Raw genomic sequence first — 26555 nt, forward strand, 5'->3', positions numbered from 1 at the left:
CTTTATTTTGGCTACTAATACATATGAAAATTCGTGCATTTGTAGCCAGAAGAATGTACGCTTTGAAGCAGCATATCTGAAAGACATTGTTTTGAAAATAAAACATTGTTGTGGATAATAATTTAATTTTTTTTGTGTTTTTTTAATAAAATTTTAGTTCAGTTCGGAATGGAATTTGGACTCTTTTTAAAACAAACCCACTTAAAATCTTATGGTTATGGATACAAACAGATTCAAAGCATCGCATGATTTTAGTAATCTTCAGAAGAACCTGCACAACAATCCCGGGTATGGTGTCGAAAGCTATTCTCAACAGGCGAAAGAATACATTCAGGATATGAAAAGCAAAAATCAGGAGGCAACAAAACAAGGATTTATGGCCCACGCGCAAAAGCCGGCAAAAGAAGTTTGGGAAGAAATGCAGGAAATGGCTTCTGAGGCTTGGGAAAAGAATAAGGACCACGCGATAAAAAAAAAAATAATTTTTAATATTAAAGTTGAATAACCTTACTTTTTACAAGTGAGGTTTTTTATTTAAATCAAAATAAAATAATAATGAAAGTCTTTATCAATAAAAGAATTCCTGAAATTGGAATCAATATGCTGCAGGAAGAAGGATTACAGATTGTATGGCCTGAAAATGAAAACCTGACCCGTGAAGAATGGCTGAATTATTGTCAAAATACTGATGTCATTTTAAATATTGGCGGTGATTTTAAATATGATAAAGCATTTTTCGATGCTTGCCCTAATATCAAAGCTATTGCCTTGTATTCTGTAGGCTTTGACCATGTGGATATCAAAGAAGCTAATCAAAGGAATATCCCGATTGGAAACACACCTGATGTATTGAGCAGAGCTACTTCAGATGTGGCTTTTTTACTGATGCAGTCAGTCGCAAGACGGGCGAGCTATAATTTTCAGAAAGTAAAAGACGCGAACTGGGGAAGTTTTGACCCTTTATATGCTTTGGGACAAGAACTGTATGGTAAAACGCTGGGAATTTTTGGATTGGGAAGAATTGGCTTTCAAATGGCTGAGAAGTGTAAAAAAGCTTTTGATATGGAGATTATTTATCATAACCGCCATCGAAATGAAGATGCTGAAAGAAAGTTGGGCGCAGTCTATGTTTCTTTTGATGAATTGATAAGAAATTCTGATGTGTTGAGTGTTCATGCCAATTATACTCCTGAACATAGAGGCCTTTTCAATCAATCTGTTTTTGATAAGATGAATCCCAATGCTATTTTTATCAATACGGCAAGAGGCGGCTTTCATCAGGAAAAGGATTTATACAATGCCCTAGCTGAAGGAAAAATATGGGGAGCTGGGCTTGATGTAACCAATCCGGAACCTATGTCTGCCGAGAATCCTATTCTTAATTTGTCAAGTGTTTGTGTATTACCTCATATAGGATCTGCTACCATTGAAGCCAGGAACGGAATGGCCAGACTGGCGGCTGAGAATATTATAGCTTTTTCAAAAGGTGAAAAAATACCGTATTGTGCTAATCCTGAAGTGTATTCTCATCATTCATCATAACTTGGAATTATTTTTGTTCTGAATATATTAACCCTTAAAACCTAAACATTATGGCACCAGAAAACAATATTAATGAGCAGAATAGAAGATTGGAACGTATGGATTATGATCCCAACGAAGATATATTTAAAAGAGAAAAGCATATTTCGCTTGATGGAGACGGTAACCCTATATTGGATGAAGATATAGATGACGACAAAATTGATAAAGGGCTTGATATTCCCGGCGCAGAAGATGATGATAGAATGGAAGAAATAGGAGAAGAAGATGAAGAAAACAATTATTGGAGCCTCAGTGATAATGAGGACGATCATGAAGAAGAAAATGATGATGTTTTAACGTAGAGTTTACCCCTTGTAAAATATTTGCCTTGCTGAATTTCAGTGAGGTTTTTTATTTTCGGATGATAACCTTATCCCGTAAGAAGAAATTCCTCTCCACCGGAGGGATGGATTCAAAAATTATTAAATTTTTGAAAGACGGGATGGTTCCATAATACGCAATAATAAAACATTCTAACTCTTTCATTACCAAGGTTAAATTATTTCTAACATCAAAATCGCTAATTCTGAAAACCAGCAAGCCTAAAGATTCCAACTATTCTTGTCTAATACTATCATAGATTTCTTTCCCATCATGACTTGAACCGTCGATTTCTATAATTAACCCTAACGTTTTCACATAAAAATCAACAATATAATTCCCAATAATTCTTTGTCTATCAAAATCAATTTTATGAAATTTTTTTGCCCGGCTTTTTTCCAGAAGATTACTTCACCCAGTATTCTGGCTTTACGTTTTTCTTTTAATAATCCTTTTAAATAAGGGTTGTAGGGTAGGTTTTGTACAAAGTTCTTTCGAGTGGGAATTCCATTGATTGAGGTTAGTATTTCTGTCATTTGTGTGTTTTTCACCACCCCGTCTTTCAAAATTTTTGAATTTTGAAAGCCACCCTCCAGCGGAGGGGAATGTGAGTGTTTCTTTTCAAATATAGTATTTAAAATATACTGTTGAATATATTTTCACAGGATTGATAATCAGCTTTTTTGCCTAATCATTGTTTTAGGCTTTCCTTTTCCCCTCTTTTGTTGCCTATATTTCATAATTTGAATATCTTTAAAACTTCAAACATTGTTTAAACATAGACCTTTAAATAGCAATATGACATTCCAAGAACAGATACAGCAGGGGATTCCTAATCAGCTGCCACAACCAAAACCATACGAGACCAATATCAACCATGCTCCAAAGCGTAAAGAAATTTTAGGTGAAGAAGAGAAAAAACTGGCATTAAAGAATGCTTTACGTTATTTCGATCCTAAATTCCATGCTGAATTGATTCCTGAATTTAAGCAGGAACTGGAGGATTACGGAAGAATTTATATGTACCGTTTCCGTCCGGATTATGAGATGAAAGCGAGATCTATTGAAGACTATCCGGGGAAATCTGAGCAGGCGAAAGCAATTATGCTGATGATCCAGAACAATTTGGATTATGCAGTGGCCCAGCACCCTCATGAATTGATTACTTATGGTGGAAACGGAGCCGTGTTTTCTAACTGGGCGCAGTATCTGTTGACCATGAAATATCTGTCTGAAATGACCAATGAGCAGACTTTGGTGATGTACTCAGGACACCCAATGGGATTATTCCCTTCTCATAAAGATGCACCGAGAGTGGTGGTAACCAACGGGATGATGATTCCAAACTATTCTAAACCGGATGATTGGGAGAAATTCAATGCTCTTGGGGTAACACAGTATGGACAAATGACTGCAGGCAGTTATATGTACATCGGTCCTCAGGGGATTGTTCACGGAACAACGATTACTGCTTTAAATGCTTTCAGAAAAATCAATAAAGATCCGAAAGGAGGTCTGTTCGTAACTTCCGGATTAGGAGGAATGAGTGGAGCTCAGCCAAAAGCAGGAAATATTGCGGGCTGTGTTACCGTATGTGCAGAAGTAAATCCAAAGATCACTAAAATCCGCCACGATCAGAAATGGGTGAACGAAATTCATGAAGATCTTGATGCATTGGTAAAAAGAGTAAGAGAAGCACAGCAAAATAAAGAAACAATTTCTTTAGCTTACCTTGGAAATATTGTGGATGTTTGGGAAAAATTTGACCAGGAAGATTTAAGAATTGATATCGGTTCAGATCAAACATCCCTTCATAACCCTTGGGCTGGTGGATATTATCCGGTAGGACAAAGCTTTGAAGAATCCAATATAATGATGGCAGAAGATCCGGAACTATTCAAAGAAAAAGTTCAGGAAACATTAAGAAGACACGCTGCTGCCATCAATAAACATACGGAAAAAGGAACTTATTTCTTTGATTATGGAAATGCTTTCTTATTGGAGGCATCCAGAGCCGGAGCTGATGTAATGGCAGATCATCCAACATTAGGCAGAGAATTCAAATATCCAAGTTATGTTCAGGATATTATGGGGCCAATGTGTTTTGATTATGGTTTTGGACCATTCCGTTGGGTATGCGCAAGTGGAAAACCGGAAGATTTACAGAAAACCGACGAAATTGCATGTGCTGTATTGGAAGAAATGATTAAAAATTCTCCTGAAGAAATCCAGCAGCAGATGAAGGATAATATCCAGTGGATTAAAGGAGCTCAGGAAAATAAACTGGTGGTAGGCTCACAAGCAAGAATTCTGTATGCAGATGCTGAAGGGAGAATGAAGATTGCTGAAGCATTCAATAAAGCAATTAAAAATGGTGAGATAGGACCTGTAGTATTGGGAAGAGACCATCATGATGTTTCTGGAACAGATTCTCCTTACCGAGAGACCTCCAATATTTATGATGGATCAAGATTTACGGCAGATATGGCGATTCATAATGTCATTGGTGATAGCTTCCGTGGGGCAACCTGGGTTTCCATTCACAATGGTGGCGGAGTAGGCTGGGGAGAAGTTATCAACGGAGGTTTCGGAATGCTTCTGGATGGTAGCGACGATGCTGACAGAAGATTAAAGTCTATGCTTTTCTGGGACGTGAACAACGGAATTTCTAGAAGAAGCTGGGCAAGAAATGAGGGTGCTATTTTTGCTATTAAAAGAGCGATGGAAGCTGAGCCTAATTTAAAGGTAACCCTTCCGAATCTTGTAGATGAAAACTTACTATAAATTGTAAAACATTCAACATTGGCAAGTATCAACAAAAAACTTTTTTCACACCTCAATGTAGAGGATGGGGATCCTGTTTGGGAAAAATTTGCTGAGGTTGCATTTTCAAAGAAAAATATATTTTCGGACCATAAAGCCTATCTTGTAGAAGATGGGCTTGTCCGTAAATATTATATCAACAGCACCTCGGATATTGATACTGAAGTCTGTGCAGAATTTTACTTTCCCGGTGATATTTTTACAGTAGGGAATAAAGGCTCTGAAGGTATTTATGAATCCCTAAGCAGCGGTCTTGCCTGGGAAATTACTTTAGATGAAGTCAAGGAAATGTTCGCTGTAAGTCCTGAATGCCGTTTTGTACAGAACTATTACCTAAGCAGGAAACTGAATGCTGCTATGAAACGTGAAATGCTTCTGCTTAAAAATACCCCACAGGATCTTTATGAATACCTGCTGGAAAATAAACCCCATTATATTCAGAATATTCCTTTAAAATATCTGGCTTCCTATATCGGGATTACTCCGATTTCTCTGAGCCGGATTAGAAAGAGGATTAGTTAAATGTTGGAAGCTTGAAGATGGGAGCTGGAAGTTATCAAGGTAATAATAAATGATCTCATACTTTTAATAAGAGCTATTATCCTATTTTTTATAAACGCAAAGTTTCAATTTTAAATACACATTATTTTAAGTGAGCAGAGAGCTCATCGATTTTTAATCGATTTGATGAAGTGTGCCTCAACCATCAATTTCAGCACTGGCTTGGCTGGCATCTTTACTTCCTTTAATTTTGTCTTTTAATGAATTAAAAACAGAGATATACGCTATCCTCGATTCAAAAAAACTATCAGAAATTACAGGATGATAATGAACTTCCAGCTTCACTCTTCCATCTTCGAGCCTAATTAATTAACTTTTGTTTATTGACTCGCCCTCCGTAAGTCTCTTCCTTTGTGAAAAAAGAAATTATGGAAATACAAAAATTAAACTGGGCAGGAATAAAGCTCATTTCTAATGGTAAAACGATTTTAATAGATGCAGCAGAAGATTTTTCTTATTACAAACCTGTTTTAGGGGAAGCAGTAGATGAAGTGATTAAGTTTACAGATAAGGTAAAGGCAGATTATATCTTATTTACCCATATGCATCTGGATCATTTTGATAAAAGTGTTGTGGAAAAATGTCTGAAAAAGGATGGAAAGCTGATTGTTTATTCGGAACTGGAACCATTGGTAAGAAAGTATATGGAAAATGTTGAAATAATAGTTCTGAATCTGGATGAAACCTTCACTGAAAATGGAATAACCTTTAAACCAGTATTTGCAATGGATGGAGTAGGGGAAATTCAGTCTTCCTGGATTGTGGAGGATGAAACAATTAAAATCTTTCATGGTGGAGATACCATCTGGCATAACCAGTTCTGGAAGCTTGGAAAAGAAAATAAGGATATAGATTATGCCTTTTTACCTGTAAATGGAGTAGTCGTTAACTTTGAAATTATTGGATTGGAATACAGCCCGGTTCCGGCTTCTCTTAATTTGAAGGAAGCTTTTGCTGCGGCTCATCTTTTACATGCTAAAACGCTGGTTCCTATACATTATGGATTATTTACCCATGAAAAATTTTATATTCCTCAATTATTTGATCAGAATGATCTGCAAAAAACTTCCAGGGAGATAGGACAGGACTATCTTATTCTGAAAGATGGAGAAGTGTTGATGGATTCGTAGACAAAGATTTGTTTTTTAACAAATAGATTCATAAATTAAAAAATGAAAAAAATTGGAATTATAGGTTGTGGCTGGTTAGGCACTCATATAGCAGAGAAGTTATCGGATCAATATGAGATTTTTGCAACCACCACTTCAGAGTCTAAAATAAAAGATCTATCCGCTAAAGGATACCAGATCACTCAGATCAGCTTTCCGGATGACGATATATCTGGAACAAAGCAGGAATGGGAAATAGCCCCACAGTTGGATGCTGTGATTATCACGGTTCCGTTTTCAGGAGTAAGAGGCGCTGAAATCCCTTTGCATGAGAGAGCTAAGAATTTACTCGCATTTCTTGGAGATTATAAAGGCCAACTTTATCTGATGAGCTCTACAGGAGTATATCCTGATCTTGAAAAAGAGTTTACAGAAGATGATCGTCTTGCAGATGATGTTCCAAGTGAGAGCATTATAAAAAACAGATTTCCTGAAGTCAATATTTTGAGGTTGGCAGGATTAATGGGGGATCAGAGGCTTTTAAAGAATTATAATATATCCAATCTGGATCTGTTGGTTAATCATATTCATTATGCTGACATTTGTTCAGTTGTTGAAAAAATGCTAAAGAATAACTCTCAATCCAAAGTTTATAACGTGGTGGCGTCTGTGCATCCGAATAAAGAAGAGATCATCAATGCACAGAAAGATCTGCAATATTCAGGTGAACGTACCACCCGAGGCAGAACAATATCACCTTCAAAATTAATTTCAGAGTTGAATTATGAATTTCAATATCCCGATCCACGATATTTTCATCTGGTGAAAGATGCTAATGATATTGTTTAAAAAAATAGAAGAAGTTGTCTCAAAGGTGTCATTCTGAATGAAATGTAGTGAAGAATTTTATATGTCTGGTTATCAGAGAGGTTCTTCCTTCGTCAGAATAACAAAAGCCAAATTATTTGACTTTTGAGACAGCCTCTTTTTATATTGCAGTATTTTTAATCCTGATAGTCAATAATTTCATATGCAATCTGTTCTTTCTTGATGTAGTTTTTCAACTCATCAAGATCTGTCCATACATAAGATGAACTCCACTGACAAATATAAATACCATCCTCTTCAAAAATAATACTCATATTAGGAAGCTTCCCCGTGTTTTCTGCATGCCTGAAATCCCAGAACAGCTGATGGGTATATTCATATTTTTTCTCAAAAAGAGCAGAGTTTTCCAACAAATCCTCTATTTCAGCAGTTTGTTGGTCTGTAAGCTTTGTTTTTAATTTGTACTCAAATCCCATATATTTCTAATATTTCAAGATTAAAATTTTATCTGAAAAATAGGATAATAATAGTTTGATTCCAAAATACATATAGAGTATTGGTATAGTAATTTATTTTTGGAGCATTAGTTTGGTGGAATTTATGATAGGTTTTTATTTCATCTTTTGCTCTTTAAAGTTTTTTCCGCCATATTCTTTATACTGTATGTCTTGAAGAGGGTAAAAGTTGATTGATTTTGGAGCATCAAATGTAGACGTGGCAACAAGATGATCTGCAAATTTTAGATATTCAGTCTTACTCAGGGGGTATATATCTATTAGATCTTCGATTGATTTTGAGTCAAAAATACTTACTGTACAATCTGAACAGTTTTCTTGTCTAAAATGTTTAATAAAGTTTGAGATTTCGTCTTTTGATAAATTATCTATGTTAAGGTAGATATTGTAATTTTTACTTATATTATTTTCAGTTGTGGAAATGATTTCATATTTCATGGATGATAAATTTATATTAGAGGTTTGTATATTATCTTTTATAATATTTTTTAATGGAATCCATCCATAATGTGTTGTTGATAAATAAGAAGGTTCAACGACTCTTACTTTAGCCCAATTATTTCTTTCTTCTTCAATAGAAATGGTACAGGTATGATCAATCTGCATATATTGAGTCTCTCCAATAGCATCAGTTGCTTTTTGGTTCACCAGCTTTTTATAATTATTTCCAGGCCCATCTCTAAGAAAAATATTTTTTCCTTTTACATCATAAGTTTTGGTTTCTAAATCAGAGCCATCAAACCCATGCATTTTTAATGAGTCTATTTCATCATTATTATTTAGGTATTGATTTAAGGAATCTAAATTTTCATTGACATCTACATTGGATTTTCTGCAATTTGTTAATGAAAAAGAGACTAAGATTATTAATAATGCTGTTCTCTGCATGGTTTAAGTCAATTATAATATTTCAAATGTAAGAAACTATTACCATGAATAATTATGGTTTACCATAATGAAATGTTAGTTCTCCTTTGCAGAGAATTTGTGGAAATAAAACAGGGTGTAATTTCAATTTTATCGCAGATAAAATCATTGCGCCTTAAAGCATTATGATTTTAATATCAATTGCGCCTTAGCGTTTTCCAACCTTTCCCATCCCAAGATCGTCTTTATAGGTAAAAGATTACTATGAAAATCACCATCCCTAAACCATGTCATGAAAACTGGAACAGCATGAGAACTGATGAAAAAGGAAAGTTTTGCTCCGTTTGCTCTAAAACAGTTCACGATTTTACTGCTTTTTCAGATGAAGAATTGATTAATACTTTAGAATTCAATAAAGACATTTGTGGAAGATTCCGGGAAGATCAATTAGGAATAAACCTGAATTTTTCATTAGCGAGTAAGCTGGCGTTGGGGCTGTTAGCATTTGGCAGTTTTACAACTCCTGTGAATGCACAGGAAACAAAAATTGGAAAAATGAAGACTTCAGAGAATGTGCCAGGAGTTAAGATGAGTGTCATATCTACTGATTCTTTCAATAGAAACCCATCTATAAGAATTGGAGCTCCCGTTTTAACCCCGGAAAACAGACCGCTGGTTTTACTGGATGGTAAAAAGATTTCTATAGAAGAGCTACGTGTGATAAATACTGAAATTATTGAGACAATCAATAGTTTTTCTGCGCAAGAAGCTGTAGCAAAGTATGGTAAAGAAGCTAGAAACGGTGCCATTGTGGTTACTACGAAGAAGAAAAAGAAAATCAGATAATAAAAATAAAAATCTCCGGCGATCTTTGATCGCCGGAGATTTTTTAATATTCTAAAGTAAAAATTAGTTTTTCACAGCCGCAATAGCCGCTTCATAATTAGGTTCCTGAGAAATATCCGGTACCTGCTCTTCATAAATAATATTTCCCGAAGGATCAATCACCACAACAGCTCTGCTGAGAAGTCCTTTCATAGAAGATTCTATCATTTCTACTCCATAATTCCATCCAAAATCAGAACGGAAATCAGAAAGCATTACCACATTGTTGATCCCTTCGGCCCCGCAAAATCTTTTTTGAGCAAAAGGTAAGTCTTTGGAAATACAAAGTACTACCGTATTAGGAAGATTTCCTGCCTCTTCATTGAAATGATGAACAGATGCTGAGCAAACTCCCGTATCTACACTAGGAAAGATATTCAGGATGACATATCTCCCTTTGTAAGCATCTAAACTTTGATCATTCATGTTCACATCCGTAAGAGTGAATTTTGGAGCCGGTTTGTTGACCTCCGGTAATTTTGAATAAGTACGTACAGGTGTTCCTCTTAGCATCACTGTATTGATCGCTTTAGATTTTTGAGCGAAACTAAGTGCTGAGAAAAGAAATAAAGTACTGAAAACTATTTTTGAAAACATTGAAAATTTATTTTTTAACAAAAATATTGTTTTTTTCAGTTGGCTGAGTTAATTTTCATTCAAATAGCTCTTAAATAGAGCGAATCTATTGAACCTTTATTCTTAAAATCAATTTTTACATCTACCTTTATTCTACAAAATTCAGATTCAAATTATTAAATACTAAAAAATATGAGCTCAGCAAACAATGCATCATTTCAAAATATTTTTAAAACTGAAAACGAAATTCCCGAAGAATATAAGGTACCCGAAATCCATCAGAAAGTATATCTTCTGAATGGTGAACTTGTAGAATGGAAAGGAGAAACGCAGAACATTTATTCGCCAGTCTGTATCCCTACAGAAAACGGATTAGAGAGAAAACTCCTTGGAAGCATTCCTAGTATCGGCCCGAACGAGGCCATGGAAGTGCTTGAAGCTTGCGTAAAAGCTTATGATAATGGTCTTGGAGAATGGCCGACAATGTCTGTAGAGGGAAGAATCAAATGTATGCAGAAATTTGTTTATTTGATGATCCAGCAGCGGGATCTGATTATCAAACTGCTGATGTGGGAAATCGGAAAAACGCTGGCGGATTCTACCAAAGAGTTTGACCGTACCGTAGATTATATCAACCAAACTATAGACGCCTTAAAAGATCTGGACAGAGCATCTTCCCGTTTTCAGGAGGCGGAAGGAACCATCGCACAGATCAGAAGAGCGCCGCTGGGTGTAGTTTTAAGTATGGGGCCATTCAACTATCCTTTGAACGAGATTTTTACCACATTGATTCCGGCATTGATTATGGGAAATACGATTTTATTTAAATTGCCTAAACATGGTGTATTAGCTCATTATCCCTTATTAAATGCTTTTAAAGAAGCTTTTCCGAAAGGGACAGTGAATACTTTGTATGGAAAAGGTTCTGAAATTATTACTCCAATCATGGAAAGTGGTAAAGTAAATGTTCTGGCCTTTATTGGTTCCAGTAAAGTGGCTAATGGATTGAAGAAACTGCATCCGAAGGTGAATCGTTTAAGAGCTATTTTAAGTTTAGATGCTAAAAATGCTGCTATTGTTACCAAAAATGCCAATCTTGATGTAGCGGTAAGTGAGTGTATCCTGGGAGCACTTTCGTTCAACGGGCAGCGTTGTACAGCTTTAAAACTGATTTTTGTACAGAAAGAAGTTGCTGCAGAATTTACCACAAAGCTAAGTGAAGCAGTTTCCGCTCTGAAAGCTGGTCTGCCATGGGAAAAAGATGTAAAAGTAACTCCGCTTCCGGAAGTGAATAAACCACCTTATCTGAAAGAATGTATTGAAGATGCCCTACAGAAAGGAGCTGATGTTTTAAATAAAGACGGTGGCTATACAGAAGAATCCTTTGTGTTTCCGGCAGTTGTTTATCCTGTAAACAATGATATGAAACTGTATCATGAAGAACAGTTCGGTCCGGTAATTCCTGTAGTTCCATTTGAAGATATTGAAGAACCAATCGATTATCAGGTAAACGCTTCTCATGGAATGCAGGTAAGTATTTTCAGTGAAGATCCACAGGAAGTTGCGAAACTGATTGACCCGTTTGTAAATCTGGTAAGCCGTGTCAATATTAACTGCCAGGCACAGCGTGGTCCGGATGTATTTCCATTTACCGGAAGAAAGGATAGTGCAGAAGGTACGCTTTCTGTTTTTGATGCCCTGCGCTCATTCTCAATCCGATCTCTGGTAGCAGCGAAACTTACAGATTCCAATAAAGAATTACTGAATACCATTGTAAGAGAGCATGATTCCAATTTTTTAAGTACTGATTATATTTTTTAGCACTAACCCCAAGCGGTATTGAATATCAAATAAAATCCTTAATAAACTTCTTGTTTTTTAAGGATTTTTTAATTTAGAACACGGGAAGAGATCTGGCATTGTCGTTCTGCCGGATTTTTTTCAATTATTTCTGTAACATTTTTTTTAATCAAAACTAACTCTATAGAGTAACAAGCTATGACCTCACTAGAGCAACAGTTTATCCATAAGATTGAAAAGCATAAGGGAATCATTTTTAAGATTTCTAAAATGTATATGTCTGAAAAAGACGATCGTGATGATCTTTTTCAGGAAATTACCTTTCAGCTATGGAAGGCTTATACCAACTTCAGGGGAGAAAGCGAATTTTCAACCTGGTTGTACAGGATTGCTTTAAATACAGCAATTATTTTCCTTAAAAACCAGAAAAGAAGAAGCTTTATCGGCAATGAAGATTTCTCTAACCGGGCCATTATTCAAGAAGAATATGATGATGGTAAAGAAGAGCGGATGGCGGAAATGTATAAAGCCATTCATTTGCTTAATCCCATCGACAAAGCTTTTATTTTCTATTACCTGGAAGATTTTTCAGGAAAACAGATTGCCGAGCAGATGGGAATCTCCGAAGGAAATGTGAGAGTGAAAATGAACCGGGCCAAAAATAAATTGAAAGATATCTTAAACCAACATAATACTAACCAACATTAAATCAGTAATCCGATGAATATAGATGAATTGAAAAATACCTGGAATGAAGATATTACAGATGAAACTCCTGAAATCAGCATAGACCAAAGAAATAAAATAAATCTTCCCCTTGAAAAAGTGCGCAAAAATATGCGTATGGAATTTTGGTGGGTGATCGCAATTTTTATTTTTGCATTTATGGTTTGTTCCTTCTGTCAACCTTTTAAACTTCAATTGTATATTACGGTTTTGGTTGCTTCAATGCTTCTTGTGACCGTTTTCTTTTACAGTAAATTTTTTAAACTGTATAATGATATCAGCAATACAGAACTGAAGACCAGCGAATCCCTGAAAGATCTCGTAACTCAGCTGAATCTGAATAAACAATATTATTTATCCTATTATATCAGTTTCGCACCGTTTATAGTATGTGAAATTCTGATTGTACTGGAATTTATACCTTGGCCGCAACCTTTAAGCGAGATGAAGATCGCACTCATTCTGATCGGAAGCGTCATTGGAGGTTTGTTTTTATTATTTGTCAGCGGTAAATTCTTTTTCCATCGTTATTATGGAAGATATATCGATCATATAGAATCTCTTTTGAATGAGCTCAAAAAATAAAAGATTCCGGCGGGCTGAAAGCCCGCCGGAATCTTTTTAATATCTTATTGCAAAATAAATATTGGATCTTCCCTCTTCAATATCTTCCTACTTTCAGCCTCCTTTCCAATTAATTTTTATCCCCCTTTTCTTTTTCGATTTCACTCCTTATCCAATCCAGCTGTGGATCTTTTTTATCAATAATATCCTGCATATTTTCTTTGATCTCTATATCTGGAATAACTCCTTTCTTAGTATCTGAAAAATCAATATTCGGCTGCACAAAAAGCAGACCGATTGGAAATCTAATTTCAGAATTAGGGAGTTTCTGGTAAGAATAGAACCCAGCCACCGTTCCGTCATTGGCGCCTCCGGTTTCTTCCCCTACAAGAGTGGCTCTTTTATCATTCTTAAGCTTTGCGGTAATAATAGAAGAGGCAGAAAAACTTCCACCATTAATCAAAACAAAAACTTTACCATGGAAGGCTTCCTTATTAGGTTTTGTAGGTTTGTCGGCTTTCATTTTATAGAAAATTTTTCCATCTTTTTTATAAGTACTGAAAGCCTGGGCAAAAAAGTAACTCGGATAAGAGATGCTTTTAATGGCATAGTCTAATGGAGAACTTTTTCTGAAATAATTAGTTCTCAAAGGTATATCTCTTGCAGTTACCTGAGAAGGTTTTATCAACGTAAAAGGTTTATCGGTAAGATAGGAATACAGATTATTGATCTCATAAAGAGAACCTCCATAATTGTTACGGACGTCTATGATGAGATACTCTGATTTTGCATTCTTAATCTTTGAGAAGGTCTTCTTATAAAACTCATCAGAATATTCTCGGGAAAAACTTTTCACTTTTATATAAGCGATGGAGCTGTCCTTATCCAGGAATTTAAAACTTCGGTTATAAGAGTTACTGGCAGCAACATAATCATTAAGCTTTTTTTCCGGAGTACGCTTACTCATTTGCTCATCCTTTTCAATATCGGTGTCTAACTTTGATTCCCGGGTTAAGGTGTAAGTCTTTTTTTCACCTTTATAAAGCGTTTCGATGATGGCTCTGTCTGCCAGTCCGTTTTCTGCAGTATAATAATTGAAAAACAGATCTTTTAAAAAATAAGGTTGAAAAGTAGTATTGTACCCATCACTGCTGATGAGACTTCTGTATTTTTTGATATAGTCTGAAACCGGGATATTATTGATAGACAGAACTTCCGTTCCCGGATGAATATTTTCAATAGAATCTCTGTTTTCTGTAATATACATCTGATCTCCGGAAATGTAATACTCAAATCTGCTGAACAATCCTTTTTTTTGGTCCAGCTTTTTGATTTCTCTTTTGGTGAATTTTTTTCTCGGGATTCTTAATGAAAGATGGCCTTCACGCACGCCTGCAATGACAGGTTGAAGTTTAAAATAAAACTGAAGCGGAGTAAGCGGTTCATTAAGGGTCTGCTTAAGACTGTCAAACTTAAGATCTAATTCCTGCTTGGGAATATACCAATACAGTTGTGGGTGCATCTGCTGGAGCTTTGAGTAAGCAAAATCTACATCTTCCTTAAGCTGCTCCGGAGGGATACATGCAGCCCGCTGTTCGTTGTGCTTTTTAATAGACGCACATGAGGAAAGCATGGCCAGAATAAATATTACCGAGTAATTTTTCAATAGATCTTTGAGTTTTTTAAGCCGCTAAAATAGAAAGTTTAAAATTAATGATCACTTAAATTAATGATAATTTTTTTGAAATACATGATAAATTTAGTTAAAAAAACACACTCAAACGCATCTTATTTTCATGTAAGAACAAAAGTTGATACCTTTGAGGTTTATTTTTTACAAATGATGTATTGGATTATTACGGTTGTGGTTGTACTGGTGGTAGTTTATTTTATTGTAATAAACGGACCTGCATTTGGTGCGGTACCAAAAGGAAAACGCTTGGCTCGTATGAAACAGTCAAAGCTATACCGAAACAAACAATTTCAGAATATCAGCCATACACCATCCCTTGCTGAAGGTTATAAAATGCCCCAGGTAACCTATGATTTCCTTTTTGGAAAAAAACATCCTTTGCTGAAGCCTTTAAAGGAAATTCCTTCCATTCATACGAATTTGAAAACTCTGGATAAGAATACAGATATTTTCATCTGGTTGGGGCATTCTTCTTATTATCTGCAAACAGACGGCGTTTCATTTTTGATAGATCCTGTATTAAGTTTATATGGTTCGCCTTTTAAATACTTTAACAAAGCCTTCAAGGGATCTGATATTTTTAAGCCTGAAGATATTCCGAATCTGGATTATCTTATTATTACCCACGATCATTTTGATCATCTGGATTATCCTACGGTTAAATCAATTAAAAATCGTACCGGAATGGCAATTGTTCCATTAGGAGTAGGTGCCCATCTGGAACGATGGGGATATACGGAATCTCAACTTATTGAAGAAGAATGGGGAGCTGAAATTGAATTAAAAAACAATATCAAACTAGCCTTTACTCCAGCAAGACATTTTTCAGGCAGAAGAGTAAAGCAGAACGATACCCTTTGGGCTTCCTATGTACTGGAAACACCTACAAAGAAAATCTTTCTTGGCGGTGACAGCGGTTATGATTCCCATTTTAAAATGATAGGGGATAAATATGGTCCTTTCGACTATGCTATTCTTGAAAATGGGCAATATGGAGAAGCATGGAGATACATCCATACTTTACCTGAAGATGTTATTCAGGCTGCTGTAGATATAGATGCCAGACATATAATTCCCGTACATGCTGCAAAGTTTGCATTGGCGCTTCATCCCTGGAATGAGCCTTTACAAAAAATAACAAGTTTAGGAAAAGAAAAAAGCTTAGACATCCTTACTCCTATGATTGGAGAGGTGGTAGATCTGAACCGTAAAGATCAGCCATTTACAATCTGGTGGGAAGACTGATCAGGCATGCCAGATGTCTTTATATCTTCTGGGATGATTTTCAAATTGTTGGCGTACAAAATCACATTCCGGGTCTACAAGCAAATCTTTTTCTTCTGCATAGCGAACCAGCTCATCCAGCAATAATTTGGCATACCCTTTACCTTCACGTTCTTCATCCAGCTTGGTATAATATACAATAAGAAGTCGTCCGTCAACCTCTATGGACATATAACCCGCTTTTTTCTCATCAATAAACAACTGCAGTTCATCCTGATATGGAGATACCATAAATTTTATATTTTCCATAATTATTGAGATTTGGTGGATAAAATAATAATTTTGAGTGCTCCTGAAAGCATTCTCTTCCTTAAAATTACAAAATTAATTAACACAAAATAATAGTTTTTGAGAATCTTAACGAATTTTATAAAAGTATCGGATAAATAAAAGATAAAAGATAAAAGATAAAAGATAAAAGATAAAAGATAAAAGATAAAAGATAAAAGATAAAAGATAAAAGATAAAAGATAAAAGATAAAAGATAAAAGATAAAAGATAAAAGATAAAAGATAAAAGATAAAAGATAAAAGATCTTTTCGTTAAACGACTATTATGCGTTTGGTTATCAACATCAATAGAGGTGGGCTTCAGCCCGCTTTAATTATAAAATCCATTCAATATGGCTTTAGTCAAAACCTAAAATTCTCAATCTTATTATAATTAATGTGATTTAATAACGATCACTGTGCATCCTTAAAATTCATTTCACTCTCGAATCTCAAATTCCAAACTCAAACCTCTGTTTAATAATATGAAACATTATTAAAACACCATTATTTACTAATTTAAAATTAAATAATTTGTCTTGTTTTCATAATTTATTTCAAATATAACCAGTTATTTATGATTTTAATTAACAAATATTGGGAATTGGAGTTGATAATTGGCACTTTAATTGAGTATGTGAACATGTTTAATTTAAAAGAGGAATGAAATGAAAAAGTTATTGCTAACAGCATTTTTAATTGGGACGTTCAGTTTGAGCTATGCCCAATCTGATTATTATAACGATTATAGAAGAAGTATTTCAGATGTTAACTGGCAGACTGTAGTGGCTGATCTACTGCTTTCCACTACTCAGGCTAACCAGATATATGCCTTAAATGACAGATACCGTAATTATGATTCATGGAATAGAGTATATGTAGTAGAACCCGGAAGATGGAGAGATGATAGATACTCTGAGTTGGAAAGAATTCTGGGAAGAGAAAAATATATTGTCTTTAAAAAGAGATATTATAGAGGACAAAATCCTGTCTTTATATACGAAAGAAAAAATGATTATAAAAAATATCGTAAAGAACGGGATAAGTATTATAAAGAAAGGGCTAAATACTATAAAAAACAAAACAAACACAATCATGGGCGTCACCATGATGACCGGGATTAACCATTATCAACTATTATATATATTATTCACTATTGAAATGGCTGGCGTTTGTGCTGGCCATTTTTTTATAAGTAATGAATAATGAATAATGAATAATGAATAATGAATAATGAATAATGAATAATGAATAATGAATAATGAATAATGAATAATATAGTTGTTAAGCATCTGCTTGTCTATATCCCTATTAAAAACAATATTGATAGCAGTGGGCTATAATCCTAATAAATAAATTTCCATAAAATCAATGTGAAAAAATAACCTCCATCTTCCATCTCCCTGCTTCCAGCCCACTAATTCCTTTCTTAAAATTATATCCATTAATTTGTTTGAATTTTATAACTTTGAAATATGGAATCAAATGAATCAATAGAAGGTTTTTACGAACGAAATGCTCCCGGATTGGGATCTCTTTGCTTAGGATCCAACAAAATGGGGCACTTTAATGTGTTTTCACGAGATCACTGTTCTTTGTTATCACCATACAGCAGAAGAGATTATTATAAAATTTCACTGATTATAGGAAAAGGAAAGATTCATTATGCTGATAAATGGATCTATGTAGATCGCCCTGCATTGTTATTCTCTAATCCTATTGTCCCTTATTCCTGGGAAGCTGATGATGATAACCAGAAGGGGTGGTTCTGTCTATTTACCGAATCATTTTTACAGAATGGAAGCCGCTTAGGAAATCTTCAGGATTCACCATTGTTTAAAATTGGCGGAACCCCCGTTTTCTTTTTGGATGAAGATCAACAGAAAGTACTGTCGGATCTGTATACCAAAATGATGAAGGAAATTGAATCGGACTATGTCCACAAATATGATATGCTGAGAGCCTACCTTCACCTGATGATCCATGAAACCATGAGAATGCATCCGGCAGAAACATTTGAGCCTTATCAGAATGCATCCCAAAGAGTAGCAACCTTATTTATGGAGTTGTTGGAAAGACAGTTTCCGATTGACAGCCCTGAAGCTTTTTTGAAGCTAAAATCTCCTAATGATTATGCACAGAGTCTTTCCATTCATGTTAATTCTTTAAACCGTTCTGTAAAAGAAATTACAGGAAAAACGACGAGCCAGCAGATTACAGCAAGAGTAATACAGGAAGCTAATGCTTTATTAACCCATACAGACTGGAATATTGCTGAAATTGCCTATGGACTGGGCTTTGAAGAACCTGCTTATTTTACCAACTATTTTAAAAAACAGACTGGAATAACCCCGAATGCTTTAAGATTGAACCTTGTTTGAATTTTATAATTCTTAGTTTGAATTCTATATCAATGGCGGCTGTTTCATGTTCTAATTTTGTCCTGTAGAAAATTAAAATAAATACCATCATGAAATTTAAAAAATTAGGAAACACCGGTGAACAACTTTCTGCTATTGGATTAGGCTGCATGGGAATGAGCTTTGCTTATGGCCCGTCAGATGAGCAGGAAAGTATCAATACTTTGCACAAAGCATTAGATTTAGGCGTTAACTTCTGGGATACAGCAGATATGTATGCCGACGGAGCAAATGAGAAACTAATCTCTAAAGTTTTAGTACCCAACAGGGATAAGATTTTCATTGCTACTAAATTCGGATTCAGATTTAAGGATGGGAAAGCAAGTCATAGCGGTGCTCCGGGAACGTATTTTGACGGTTCTCCGGAATGGATCAGACAAGCAGTGGACCTAAGTCTTCAAAGATTAAAAATTGATACTATTGACCTGTATTATGCCCATAGAGTGGATCCAAACGTTCCGGTTGAAGAGACTGTTGGCGCTATGGCAGAGCTTGTTAAAGCTGGTAAAGTAAAATATATAGGATTATCTGAAGCTTCTGCAGAATCTATCAGAAAAGCTAATAAAATTCATCCGATAGCTGCTTTACAGTCAGAGTATTCTATTCTTACCAAAGATGTGGAGAATGAGATTCTGCCAACCATCAGAGAATTAGGGATTTCTTTGGTTCCGTATTCACCATTGGCAAGAGGACTTTTCGCCAACATCAATGAAGTACAGAACTTAGGTGATGACGATTTCAGAAGGTCATTACCTCGTTATCAGCAGGAATATCTGGAGAATAATACAAAACTAGCTAATGAAATTAATGAGTTTGCGGCTTCTAAAGGAGTAAAAGGAACTCAGCTGGCATTAGCATGGGTATTGAATCAGGGAGATGATATCATTCCAATTCCAGGAACCAAACGTATTAAATATCTGGAAGAAAATGTGGCTGCAGCTAGTATTGAGCTATCGAAGTCAGATTTAGATACCATTGATGCCATTCTGAAAAAATATCCTAATGTAGGAGAAAGATATAATGAAGGTTCAATGAAACTGGTTAATAACTAGACACTAAACTTACACTGGGTTTCTGAATATCAGAAGCTCAGTTTTTTCTATAAAATATATTGCACTTGTTAGTATAAAACATTTCCATCTCAGGAGATGTTATTTTAGTTATAATAAATGCAGAAACACCATCATAAATTATGAATAGAAGAGAACTATTGAAAAGCGGATTGCTGGTAGGAACATTAAGTCTTGTTCCTTTTTCAAATGTATTGGCAGGAACAAACATCGTCCCGGAAAAAGCAGAAGATGATCTTTCTGGTTTTAAAAAGATTAAACTTGGAGAATTAGAGCTGTTTATCCTTACAGACGGATATATCCATGAAGAAAACCTGAATTCATTTTCGCCAAGAGGAAATGTTTCTGAATTAAAAACCATCCTTAAAGACAATTTCAGGGCTGATAATTATATTGATATGGCAATTAATGTCCTGCTTGTTAAAACAAAAGAAAAACTGATCCTGATGGATACAGGGATGGGAATGTTTGCTGATGAAAGAACCGGGTTTTTATTAAAAAGTCTTCAGAAAGCAGGGTTCTCAGCCAACGAAATTACTGATGTTTTCTTGTCTCATGCCCATCCGGATCATATGGGTGGAGTGGTAGATAAGCAGAATAAGCTTGTTTTCCCCAATGCTGCTATTTTTATTTCGAAAATAGAACATGATTTTTGGATGAATGCTTCCATTAACGATTTTAATAACAGTGCCTTGAAAGCCCATCCCGAAATGCTCACCCAAATTATCCCGGCCCTTCAGAATATATTGAAAGCGATTCAGCCAAAATTGAAATTTTATGATTTAAACAAGACGTTGTATAATCATTTCAGTTTTCAGTTAGCTCCAGGGCATACTCCCGGTTTAACAGTCACTACCATATCTTCAGGGAATGAAAAACTAATGTATGTGGCTGATCTTATTCATTCAGATGTCATTCTTTTCCCTCATCCTGATTGGGGCTTTTCAGGAGATACGGATCTGGATATTGCTGCTGCCTCCAGAAAGAAGTTTCTCAAGCAGCTGGCAGATACAAAAACCAGAGCATTTGCTTCTCATTTGCCATGGCCTGGGCTGGGTTTTACAAAGATAAAAGCTCCGGCATTTGAATGGATCCCGGAGATCTTTATGAACTGAGACAGTAAAGATCAGCCAGCAGAGAATAGGAAAATATCCACTAAAATGAATAAAGTATAAAGACAAAATCTAATGTTTATTCGTCTTCATTAGTAAAAATGCGGTGATATTCCACTGCTCTGGAGGGGGACCAGATTTTTAATCTGACGGGGTGGTTATTCAATAAGAGCGGGCTTTAGCCCGCTCTCACTATAAATCAATATTCATCTGGCTTTAGCCGAAGCCTAAATATAAATTGTCCAAATTTTCAAAATACCATTCTTAGTTTGTTGAAGAGCTTCTAGAAATTATATTTCAAATTAAATCCTGTAAAAAAATAAGCCTTACTCGATCCCGGATTCACATCCGTATAAATAGCTGCATTATTATACTGGTTATCTTTATCAGAATCATTAATACTGTTTCCGTAGAAAAGGAAGGTATAATTGATCTGGCTGGTTAGGTTGTTTCCGGCTACAAATACATCCAGATCCCATTGATTAAAGCTATGTTTATATCCAATTTTGGAATTTAAAAGTCCAAAGCTCTTTACTTTATTGGTATTGGTGAAATCAGTATAAACACTGCCCATATAATTATAAGTATTCTGCCAATATAATCCGATTTGAGTATCAAAATCTAATCCTATAGATACCTTAGTTTTAGGAACCCCCACCACATTGGCTTTATCCCCGTTTTCTTTAAAATAAGTAGAGTATTTAAAATCATTATAGGTATAGCTTACAAAAGGCTGAATTCTGGAAATAAACAGGTTTTTAGGTTGATAAGAATAGCCTATGCTCATTTCCAGGCCTTTGTTTTTCTGTTCTCCTGTGTTTGCCCAGTAGGTATAAGGTGTCTGTTCCGGATTAGACATTCTTCCGCCTAACTGAGTAAGCTTATCTTTAATATTAATGCTGAATAAGGAGAACTGATAATCAATAGAAGTATCATCTATCAGTCCCTGGATACTGAAATCCCACATTTTTGCTCTTTCTGCAACAAGATTATCATTAGTTACATTTAGCCCGGTAATAAAGGCTGTAACAGAAGTAGGAGCGTTATAGCCTTCACTATAACTAAGGTTGAAGATCTGGTTGTTCCAGGTTTTCTGTAAAGCAAAATGAGGACTTGCCACTGCACTGAACTTCTTGTCAAACGACAAATCTTTATTGTAAAGATCCTTACCATTCACAACAAACAAGCCTGGAAGTGCCAGGAGATCCTTCCTTTTATAATTAAGCTGGTTGATACTCACTCCTGCAAGGAACATTAAATCCCAAGGTTTATATGTGATTTTCTCAACTGCAAAATAATTAGATTGATTGTTGGTATTATTGAAGTAGGAACCATCATACAAGGGTCTCAGGACAGGTTCCTCTGTAATTTTTACACTTTTATAGCGATAATTGGTAATGGTAGATTGAGATTGCTGAATTTCAACACCAAATTCCGTCTGGCTTCTGAAATGCTCCCACTCCTTATTGAATTCAAATACAGATCTGAGCCCATAATTGGAAAAAGAAGACGTCTCATTCGCTCCGGCAGCAATTCTTTCACCTGTTGTACCGGTGTAGAAAATAGTAGTGTTATTCTTAAAATTAGGCGTTATTTTCCATAAATGGCCAATTCCAACCCTTGAAGTAACAAATTTTGTTTTCGCTCCACGTCTGATGTAGGCAAAATTACCATTATCAATTCCATTATAGTAATCATCATAGGAAATCTGGCCGGAAACCTGTTCAAGTGAATTGCTATGAGTCGCTAATAAGGTTATTTTCTGATTGGAATTAAGTTTAAACTCCCCATTGATATTGTAAAAGTTTTTAATGCTTTTTCCGTGAGGGCGGTATCCGTCACTTCCAATATGCCCATAATTGGCAGTAATGGAATGAGTATCTCCTACACTTGTTGCAGAAGTTGAGCTTTGAAATAATCCGAAAGATCCGGTCATAAACTGTTCCGAAACAGAATTCCCTTTTTGCTTTCAGGCTGCATATAGAGCCTTACTGCTCCTCCCGAACCGCCACCATATAACGTGGCTGCAGGTCCTTTGATTACTTCTATACGGTTTACCAATCCAAAATTGACATCATCCAGAACGGTAACCCCATCAGCTCCGGTGAGCGGAATGTTGTTAAGATACATTTTGATCCCCCAATTGTTGAATTTCTGATCATTTCCATATCCTCGTATAACAATTCTCTGACCTCCCAGCTGGGTTCTTTTTTCTACCTGAACCCCGGCCATGGTATTAAGGCTTTGTTCTATAAACGCTGGATTATTTCGATTGATTTCATATTCGGAGATCAGTTCTGTAGATTGTGCATGTTTTTTAAACTCTTCTCTTTCTTTGATCACTTTTGATCTGGCATGGATGTTTACTTCATCAATATGATTTTCATTTTCCTGAGCATTAGCAAAAGCGATGGTTGATAAAGAAAAAGCAAGAATGTAGATTTTTTTCATTAAGACAGTCTGTTTTTTACAAACATATTGAAAAAATGGAGAAAATAAAATGAATGTTGTTTTATTTTTGATATTTAGAGAGGGTATTGATAATATATAGGCTGTATGTTGATGGATTTTATTTAAAATTGCCTATTGGTTTACGTTGTATTCAATAAAAAAGCCCTCTTTAAAAGGGAGCTTTTGTTGATATTATTCAGCTTTTTCAAATTCAAAAGGAATCTTCATTTTTTCATTAGAAATCATAGCTTTTAATTTTTTGCCTTCTGATGAATATTGAATTCGTTTCGGAAAATCCAAAGAATCATTGATGCATATAAATTCATTATTTTTTAATTCAGTCATTTTGAATTTAACGAATTGTTTTTCTGCTGGGGTTTTAACGAGTAGATTCCATTGTCCGCTGCTATTAACAAGCTTCATTGTTTCCTTGCTGATGGTGTCTCCTTTTTGTAGGGTAAATCCAATTCCCGAATATTCTGTTGGGCTTATTTTGTTCCAGTTTTCAAAAGTTTCTTTTCCTGCTTTTTCATTTGATCTTTTCCATTTTCCGGTTAACCAATCAAAATTGACAGGAGTTTCTTTTTCTGGTGTGATTTCTTTAGTTCCACTTTGGTCCTTGTTTGTATTTTGTTTACAGGATACAATAAATAGGGCCGTTAATAAAAGAAAGAGTGAGTTTTTCATAATAATTAGTTTTATTTTGGTAAATATAGAAAAAATCACAAACAGAGGGTGTTATGTTGATAAAATCAAAAACCTCGCAATTTGCGAGGTTTTTGTATGATTAACTGAATCTTTACAAATTAGATTGCGTCAATAATTTCATTTAAAACAGTGCTTGGTCTCATTGCAGCATATGTTTTATACGTATCTGTTTTGTAGTACCCTTCAATATTTTGAGGTTTACCTTGAGCACCAATTAATTCAGCGTTGATTACTTCTTCATTTTCTTTCATTGCATCAGCAACCGGAGCAAACTTAGCTGCTAATTCAGCATCAGCAGTCTGGTTAGCTAAAGCTTCAGCCCAATACATTGCTAAATAGAAGTGAGAACCTCTGTTATCGATCTGACCTACTTTTCTGGCAGGAGATTTATCTGTAGCTAAGAATTTAGCGTTAGCTTCATCCAATGCATCTGCTAACACCTGAGATTTTGTATTCCCTTGAGTTTGCGCTAAGTGCTCTAAAGAAGCCTGTAGTGCTAAGAACTCACCTAGAGAATCCCATCTTAAGTATCCTTCTTCAAGGAACTGCTCAATGTGTTTTGGAGCAGAACCTCCGGCACCTGTTTCAAATAAACCACCACCATTCATCAATGGAACGATAGAAAGCATTTTAGCAGAAGTACCAAGCTCAAGGATTGGGAAAAGGTCAGTTAAGTAATCTCTCAATACGTTTCCTGAAACAGAAATAGTATCTTTTCCTTCTCTAGCTCTCTTAAGCGTTTCAGTCATTGCATCTTTTACATCAAGAATTCTGATGTCAAGACCTGTCGTATCGTGATCTGCAAGATATTTTTCTACTTTTTTGATGATCTCTCTGTCGTGAGCTCTTCCTTTATCTAACCAGAAAATAGCCGGTGTATCAGAAAGTCTAGCTCTGTTTACCGCTAATTTTACCCAGTCCTGGATTGGAGCATCTTTAGTCTGACACATTCTGAAGATATCACCATTTTCAACTTTCTGAGAAAGAAGAACATTTCCAGCCTCATCCTGAACTTCTACAGTTCCTTCAGAAGATAATTGGAACGTTTTATCGTGAGAACCATATTCTTCAGCTTTTTGAGCCATTAATCCAACGTTTGGAACAGATCCCATTGTTGTTGGGTCTAGTTTTCCGTGCGCTTTCATATCATCAATTACAGACTGATAGAAACCAGCATAAGAACGGTCAGGGATGATACAAACTGTATCTTCTTCGTTTCCGTCTTTGTTCCACATTTTACCTCCGCCTCTTACAAGAGCAGCCATAGAGGCATCAACAATAATGTCAGAAGGAACGTGGAAGTTAGTAATTCCTTTGTCAGAATTTACCATAGCCACTCTTGGTCCTTCAGCTAAAGCTTTTTCAATGTCAGCTTTGATGTCCGCTTCCTGAGCATTTCCTTTGATTTTTTCGAAAAGATCAGCAAGACCATTATTTGGATTGATATCTAAAGACTTGAAAGTCTCAGCATATTTAGTGAATACGTCTTTGAAGAAAGTTTCTACGATAGCCCCGAAAATAATGGGGTCAGAAATTTTCATCATCGTAGCCTTAAGGTGAGCAGAAAGAAGCACATTTCTTTTCTTAGCCTCTTCAATAGCCTCCTGAACGAAAGCTTTCAATGCATTAAGGTTCATTACAGAAGAATCAATTACTTCACCAGCCTGAAGACCTGCGAAATCTTTCAATACTGTTTCTCCTTCATTTCCTTTGAATACGATTCTGTATTTTGTAGCGTTTTCTAACGTTGTAGAATTTTCTGTTCCGTAGAAATCTCCATTGTTCATGTGAGCTACGTCTGTTTTGCTGTCAGAAGCCCAGTCACCCATTCTGTGAGGATTAGCTTTTGCATAGTTTTTAACAGCTTTTGGAGCACGTCTGTCAGAGTTTCCTTCTCTTAATACCGGGTTTACAGCACTTCCTAAAACCTTAGCATATTTAGCTTTAATTGCTTTTTCCTCATCATTCTTAGGCTCAGCAGGGTAGTTTGGTACTGCGAACCCTTTTCCTTGTAATTCAGCAATAGCTGCATCCAACTGAGGAACAGAAGCAGAAATATTGGGTAATTTGATGATGTTAGCATCCGGTTGAGTAGCCAATTCTCCTAATTCAGCTAAAGCATCACCAATTTTCTGGTCATCCTTTAAAAATTCAGGGAAGTTAGCTAAAATTCTGCCTGCCAGGGAAATATCCGGAACAGCGATCTCGATATCTGCTGATTTAGTGAAAGCTTTTACAATCGGTAAAAACGAGTGGGTAGCCAGCATTGGTGCTTCATCCGTTAATGTGTAGTAAATTTTTGATTTTTCTGACATTATACTGTTATTTATTATTTGAAATTAAAGTCCCACAAATTTACTAAATATGATTGTTTTTTTTAGGGAATTTT

27 protein-coding genes are annotated in these 26555 nt (G+C 35.5%); 16 read left to right on the forward strand and 11 right to left on the reverse strand.

Features of this window, described 5'->3' with window-relative positions:
- Positions 1-217 precede the first annotated feature (217 nt).
- Genes H5J24_RS07170 through H5J24_RS07180 form a run of 3 tightly spaced genes read left to right on the forward strand, consistent with a single transcriptional unit; the run spans position 218 to position 1886 of the window.
- The gene (locus H5J24_RS07170) at positions 218-505 is read left to right on the forward strand and encodes a prevent-host-death protein (protein ID WP_232816171.1); all 288 of its coding nucleotides are present in this window, start codon (positions 218-220) and stop codon (positions 503-505) included.
- A gap of 50 nt (positions 506-555) precedes the next feature.
- A complete protein-coding gene (locus H5J24_RS07175; protein WP_068943766.1) occupies positions 556-1542 on the forward strand; it encodes a 2-hydroxyacid dehydrogenase in 987 nt (328 codons plus the stop codon).
- 50 nt (positions 1543-1592) lie between these two features.
- Positions 1593-1886 carry a hypothetical protein gene (locus tag H5J24_RS07180; protein ID WP_068943765.1) on the forward strand — a complete coding sequence of 98 codons (294 nt, stop codon included), beginning with the start codon at positions 1593-1595 and terminating at the stop codon, positions 1884-1886.
- Positions 1887-2139: 253 nt separating this feature from the next.
- Here H5J24_RS07180 and H5J24_RS07185 read toward each other — a convergent pair whose 3' ends face one another.
- Both H5J24_RS07185 and H5J24_RS07190 read right to left on the reverse strand, forming a co-directional pair.
- Entirely contained in the window at positions 2140-2274 is a 135-nt protein-coding gene (locus H5J24_RS07185; RefSeq protein WP_317228619.1) for a DUF559 domain-containing protein, read from the reverse strand.
- The gene (locus H5J24_RS07190) at positions 2220-2441 is read right to left on the reverse strand and encodes a hypothetical protein (protein ID WP_068943764.1); all 222 of its coding nucleotides are present in this window, start codon (positions 2439-2441) and stop codon (positions 2220-2222) included. The genes H5J24_RS07185 and H5J24_RS07190 overlap by 55 nt, the downstream gene beginning before the upstream one ends.
- A gap of 262 nt (positions 2442-2703) precedes the next feature.
- Between H5J24_RS07190 and hutU the strand changes: the two genes are divergently transcribed.
- The 4 genes from hutU to H5J24_RS07210 all read left to right on the forward strand — a co-directional run bounded on the left by hutU (position 2704) and on the right by H5J24_RS07210 (position 7247).
- A complete protein-coding gene (hutU, locus tag H5J24_RS07195) occupies positions 2704-4689 on the forward strand; it encodes a urocanate hydratase (RefSeq protein WP_068943763.1) in 1986 nt (661 codons plus the stop codon).
- An 18-nt stretch (positions 4690-4707) separates the two neighbouring features.
- The gene (locus tag H5J24_RS07200; protein WP_068943762.1) at positions 4708-5250 is read left to right on the forward strand and encodes a Crp/Fnr family transcriptional regulator; all 543 of its coding nucleotides are present in this window, start codon (positions 4708-4710) and stop codon (positions 5248-5250) included.
- A gap of 407 nt (positions 5251-5657) precedes the next feature.
- Positions 5658-6419, forward strand: coding sequence for an MBL fold metallo-hydrolase (locus tag H5J24_RS07205; protein WP_096788307.1), 762 nt, complete (start codon positions 5658-5660; stop codon positions 6417-6419).
- A 42-nt stretch (positions 6420-6461) separates the two neighbouring features.
- Positions 6462-7247 carry a Rossmann-fold NAD(P)-binding domain-containing protein gene (locus H5J24_RS07210; RefSeq protein ID WP_068943760.1) on the forward strand — a complete coding sequence of 262 codons (786 nt, stop codon included), beginning with the start codon at positions 6462-6464 and terminating at the stop codon, positions 7245-7247.
- A gap of 155 nt (positions 7248-7402) precedes the next feature.
- Here the strand turns inward: H5J24_RS07210 and H5J24_RS07215 are convergent, their stop codons facing one another.
- Positions 7403-7702, reverse strand: a complete 300-nt coding sequence (locus H5J24_RS07215; protein ID WP_068943759.1) for a hypothetical protein — start codon at positions 7700-7702, stop codon at positions 7403-7405.
- Between the two features lie 135 nt (positions 7703-7837).
- Positions 7838-8629 (reverse strand): SH3 domain-containing protein, encoded by a 792-nt coding sequence (locus tag H5J24_RS07220; protein WP_068943758.1) that lies wholly within the window; start codon positions 8627-8629, stop codon positions 7838-7840.
- Between the two features lie 243 nt (positions 8630-8872).
- On the opposite strand from H5J24_RS07220, the gene H5J24_RS07225 reads away from it, so the two are divergent.
- Entirely contained in the window at positions 8873-9454 is a 582-nt protein-coding gene (locus H5J24_RS07225; protein ID WP_068943757.1) for a TonB-dependent receptor plug domain-containing protein, read from the forward strand.
- Between the two features lie 63 nt (positions 9455-9517).
- Here the strand turns inward: H5J24_RS07225 and tpx are convergent, their stop codons facing one another.
- Positions 9518-10018 carry a thiol peroxidase gene (gene tpx / locus H5J24_RS07230; protein ID WP_390881169.1) on the reverse strand — a complete coding sequence of 167 codons (501 nt, stop codon included), beginning with the start codon at positions 10016-10018 and terminating at the stop codon, positions 9518-9520.
- A 243-nt stretch (positions 10019-10261) separates the two neighbouring features.
- On the opposite strand from tpx, the gene H5J24_RS07235 reads away from it, so the two are divergent.
- The 3 genes from H5J24_RS07235 (at position 10262) to H5J24_RS07245 (ending at position 13180) form a co-directional block, all read left to right on the forward strand.
- Complete coding sequence (locus H5J24_RS07235; protein WP_068943756.1) at positions 10262-11890, forward strand: NADP-dependent glyceraldehyde-3-phosphate dehydrogenase; 1629 nt, start codon at positions 10262-10264, stop codon at positions 11888-11890.
- Positions 11891-12067: 177 nt separating this feature from the next.
- Positions 12068-12577 (forward strand): RNA polymerase sigma factor, encoded by a 510-nt coding sequence (locus tag H5J24_RS07240; RefSeq protein ID WP_068943755.1) that lies wholly within the window; start codon positions 12068-12070, stop codon positions 12575-12577.
- A gap of 12 nt (positions 12578-12589) precedes the next feature.
- Positions 12590-13180 carry a hypothetical protein gene (locus tag H5J24_RS07245; protein ID WP_068943754.1) on the forward strand — a complete coding sequence of 197 codons (591 nt, stop codon included), beginning with the start codon at positions 12590-12592 and terminating at the stop codon, positions 13178-13180.
- A gap of 109 nt (positions 13181-13289) precedes the next feature.
- On the opposite strand, the gene H5J24_RS07250 is transcribed toward H5J24_RS07245, so the two are convergent.
- Complete coding sequence (locus H5J24_RS07250; RefSeq protein ID WP_082811232.1) at positions 13290-14825, reverse strand: S41 family peptidase; 1536 nt, start codon at positions 14823-14825, stop codon at positions 13290-13292.
- A gap of 84 nt (positions 14826-14909) precedes the next feature.
- On the opposite strand from H5J24_RS07250, the gene H5J24_RS07255 reads away from it, so the two are divergent.
- The gene (locus H5J24_RS07255; protein WP_228407647.1) at positions 14910-16097 is read left to right on the forward strand and encodes an MBL fold metallo-hydrolase; all 1188 of its coding nucleotides are present in this window, start codon (positions 14910-14912) and stop codon (positions 16095-16097) included.
- Here H5J24_RS07255 and H5J24_RS07260 read toward each other — a convergent pair whose 3' ends face one another.
- Positions 16098-16385: a GNAT family N-acetyltransferase gene (locus H5J24_RS07260; RefSeq protein ID WP_068943752.1), complete on the reverse strand. Its 288-nt coding sequence runs from the start codon at positions 16383-16385 to the stop codon at positions 16098-16100. It lies immediately after the preceding gene.
- Between the two features lie 688 nt (positions 16386-17073).
- On the opposite strand from H5J24_RS07260, the gene H5J24_RS07265 reads away from it, so the two are divergent.
- The 4 genes from H5J24_RS07265 (at position 17074) to H5J24_RS07280 (ending at position 21010) form a co-directional block, all read left to right on the forward strand.
- Complete coding sequence (locus H5J24_RS07265) at positions 17074-17529, forward strand: hypothetical protein (protein WP_068943750.1); 456 nt, start codon at positions 17074-17076, stop codon at positions 17527-17529.
- 351 nt (positions 17530-17880) lie between these two features.
- Complete coding sequence (locus tag H5J24_RS07270) at positions 17881-18786, forward strand: helix-turn-helix domain-containing protein (RefSeq protein ID WP_068943749.1); 906 nt, start codon at positions 17881-17883, stop codon at positions 18784-18786.
- Positions 18787-18875: 89 nt separating this feature from the next.
- Positions 18876-19877: an aldo/keto reductase gene (locus H5J24_RS07275; RefSeq protein WP_068943748.1), complete on the forward strand. Its 1002-nt coding sequence runs from the start codon at positions 18876-18878 to the stop codon at positions 19875-19877.
- Between the two features lie 140 nt (positions 19878-20017).
- The gene (locus tag H5J24_RS07280; RefSeq protein ID WP_068943747.1) at positions 20018-21010 is read left to right on the forward strand and encodes an MBL fold metallo-hydrolase; all 993 of its coding nucleotides are present in this window, start codon (positions 20018-20020) and stop codon (positions 21008-21010) included.
- Between the two features lie 280 nt (positions 21011-21290).
- On the opposite strand, the gene H5J24_RS07285 is transcribed toward H5J24_RS07280, so the two are convergent.
- From H5J24_RS07285 to H5J24_RS07300, 4 genes are all read right to left on the reverse strand, one after another.
- A complete protein-coding gene (locus H5J24_RS07285) occupies positions 21291-22943 on the reverse strand; it encodes a TonB-dependent receptor (RefSeq protein WP_232816172.1) in 1653 nt (550 codons plus the stop codon).
- On the reverse strand, positions 22940-23458 hold the full coding sequence (locus H5J24_RS07290; RefSeq protein ID WP_232816173.1) for a TonB-dependent receptor plug domain-containing protein: 519 nt from the start codon (positions 23456-23458) through the stop codon (positions 22940-22942). The genes H5J24_RS07285 and H5J24_RS07290 overlap by 4 nt, the downstream gene beginning before the upstream one ends.
- Positions 23459-23650: 192 nt before the next feature.
- Positions 23651-24145: a DUF6265 family protein gene (locus H5J24_RS07295; protein WP_068943745.1), complete on the reverse strand. Its 495-nt coding sequence runs from the start codon at positions 24143-24145 to the stop codon at positions 23651-23653.
- Between the two features lie 119 nt (positions 24146-24264).
- Positions 24265-26481 carry an NADP-dependent isocitrate dehydrogenase gene (locus H5J24_RS07300; protein ID WP_068943744.1) on the reverse strand — a complete coding sequence of 739 codons (2217 nt, stop codon included), beginning with the start codon at positions 26479-26481 and terminating at the stop codon, positions 24265-24267.
- Positions 26482-26555 lie beyond the last annotated feature (74 nt).

It is taken from the genome of Chryseobacterium capnotolerans, from assembly GCF_021278965.1.
Classification (GTDB): Bacteria; Bacteroidota; Bacteroidia; order Flavobacteriales; family Weeksellaceae; genus Chryseobacterium; species Chryseobacterium capnotolerans.

What these genes read in the sequence shown, in the direction of transcription:
- H5J24_RS07170 (WP_232816171.1), top strand. Translation starts at nt 218, where the DNA reads ATGGATACAAACAGATTCAAAGCATCGCATGATTTTAGTAATCTTCAG.
- H5J24_RS07175 (WP_068943766.1), top strand. Translation starts at nt 556, where the DNA reads ATGAAAGTCTTTATCAATAAAAGAATTCCTGAAATTGGAATCAATATG.
- H5J24_RS07180 (WP_068943765.1), top strand. Translation starts at nt 1,593, where the DNA reads ATGGCACCAGAAAACAATATTAATGAGCAGAATAGAAGATTGGAACGT.
- H5J24_RS07190 (WP_068943764.1), bottom strand. Translation starts at nt 2,441, where the DNA reads ATGACAGAAATACTAACCTCAATCAATGGAATTCCCACTCGAAAGAAC.
- hutU (WP_068943763.1), top strand. Translation starts at nt 2,704, where the DNA reads ATGACATTCCAAGAACAGATACAGCAGGGGATTCCTAATCAGCTGCCA.
- H5J24_RS07205 (WP_096788307.1), top strand. Translation starts at nt 5,658, where the DNA reads ATGGAAATACAAAAATTAAACTGGGCAGGAATAAAGCTCATTTCTAAT.
- H5J24_RS07210 (WP_068943760.1), top strand. Translation starts at nt 6,462, where the DNA reads ATGAAAAAAATTGGAATTATAGGTTGTGGCTGGTTAGGCACTCATATA.
- H5J24_RS07215 (WP_068943759.1), bottom strand. Translation starts at nt 7,702, where the DNA reads ATGGGATTTGAGTACAAATTAAAAACAAAGCTTACAGACCAACAAACT.
- H5J24_RS07220 (WP_068943758.1), bottom strand. Translation starts at nt 8,629, where the DNA reads ATGCAGAGAACAGCATTATTAATAATCTTAGTCTCTTTTTCATTAACA.
- H5J24_RS07225 (WP_068943757.1), top strand. Translation starts at nt 8,873, where the DNA reads ATGAAAATCACCATCCCTAAACCATGTCATGAAAACTGGAACAGCATG.
- H5J24_RS07235 (WP_068943756.1), top strand. Translation starts at nt 10,262, where the DNA reads ATGAGCTCAGCAAACAATGCATCATTTCAAAATATTTTTAAAACTGAA.
- H5J24_RS07240 (WP_068943755.1), top strand. Translation starts at nt 12,068, where the DNA reads ATGACCTCACTAGAGCAACAGTTTATCCATAAGATTGAAAAGCATAAG.
- H5J24_RS07245 (WP_068943754.1), top strand. Translation starts at nt 12,590, where the DNA reads ATGAATATAGATGAATTGAAAAATACCTGGAATGAAGATATTACAGAT.
- H5J24_RS07255 (WP_228407647.1), top strand. Translation starts at nt 14,910, where the DNA reads ATGATAAATTTAGTTAAAAAAACACACTCAAACGCATCTTATTTTCAT.
- H5J24_RS07260 (WP_068943752.1), bottom strand. Translation starts at nt 16,385, where the DNA reads ATGGAAAATATAAAATTTATGGTATCTCCATATCAGGATGAACTGCAG.
- H5J24_RS07265 (WP_068943750.1), top strand. Translation starts at nt 17,074, where the DNA reads ATGAAAAAGTTATTGCTAACAGCATTTTTAATTGGGACGTTCAGTTTG.
- H5J24_RS07270 (WP_068943749.1), top strand. Translation starts at nt 17,881, where the DNA reads ATGGAATCAAATGAATCAATAGAAGGTTTTTACGAACGAAATGCTCCC.
- H5J24_RS07275 (WP_068943748.1), top strand. Translation starts at nt 18,876, where the DNA reads ATGAAATTTAAAAAATTAGGAAACACCGGTGAACAACTTTCTGCTATT.
- H5J24_RS07280 (WP_068943747.1), top strand. Translation starts at nt 20,018, where the DNA reads ATGAATAGAAGAGAACTATTGAAAAGCGGATTGCTGGTAGGAACATTA.
- H5J24_RS07285 (WP_232816172.1), bottom strand. Translation starts at nt 22,943, where the DNA reads ATGACCGGATCTTTCGGATTATTTCAAAGCTCAACTTCTGCAACAAGT.
- H5J24_RS07290 (WP_232816173.1), bottom strand. Translation starts at nt 23,458, where the DNA reads ATGAAAAAAATCTACATTCTTGCTTTTTCTTTATCAACCATCGCTTTT.
- H5J24_RS07295 (WP_068943745.1), bottom strand. Translation starts at nt 24,145, where the DNA reads ATGAAAAACTCACTCTTTCTTTTATTAACGGCCCTATTTATTGTATCC.
- H5J24_RS07300 (WP_068943744.1), bottom strand. Translation starts at nt 26,481, where the DNA reads ATGTCAGAAAAATCAAAAATTTACTACACATTAACGGATGAAGCACCA.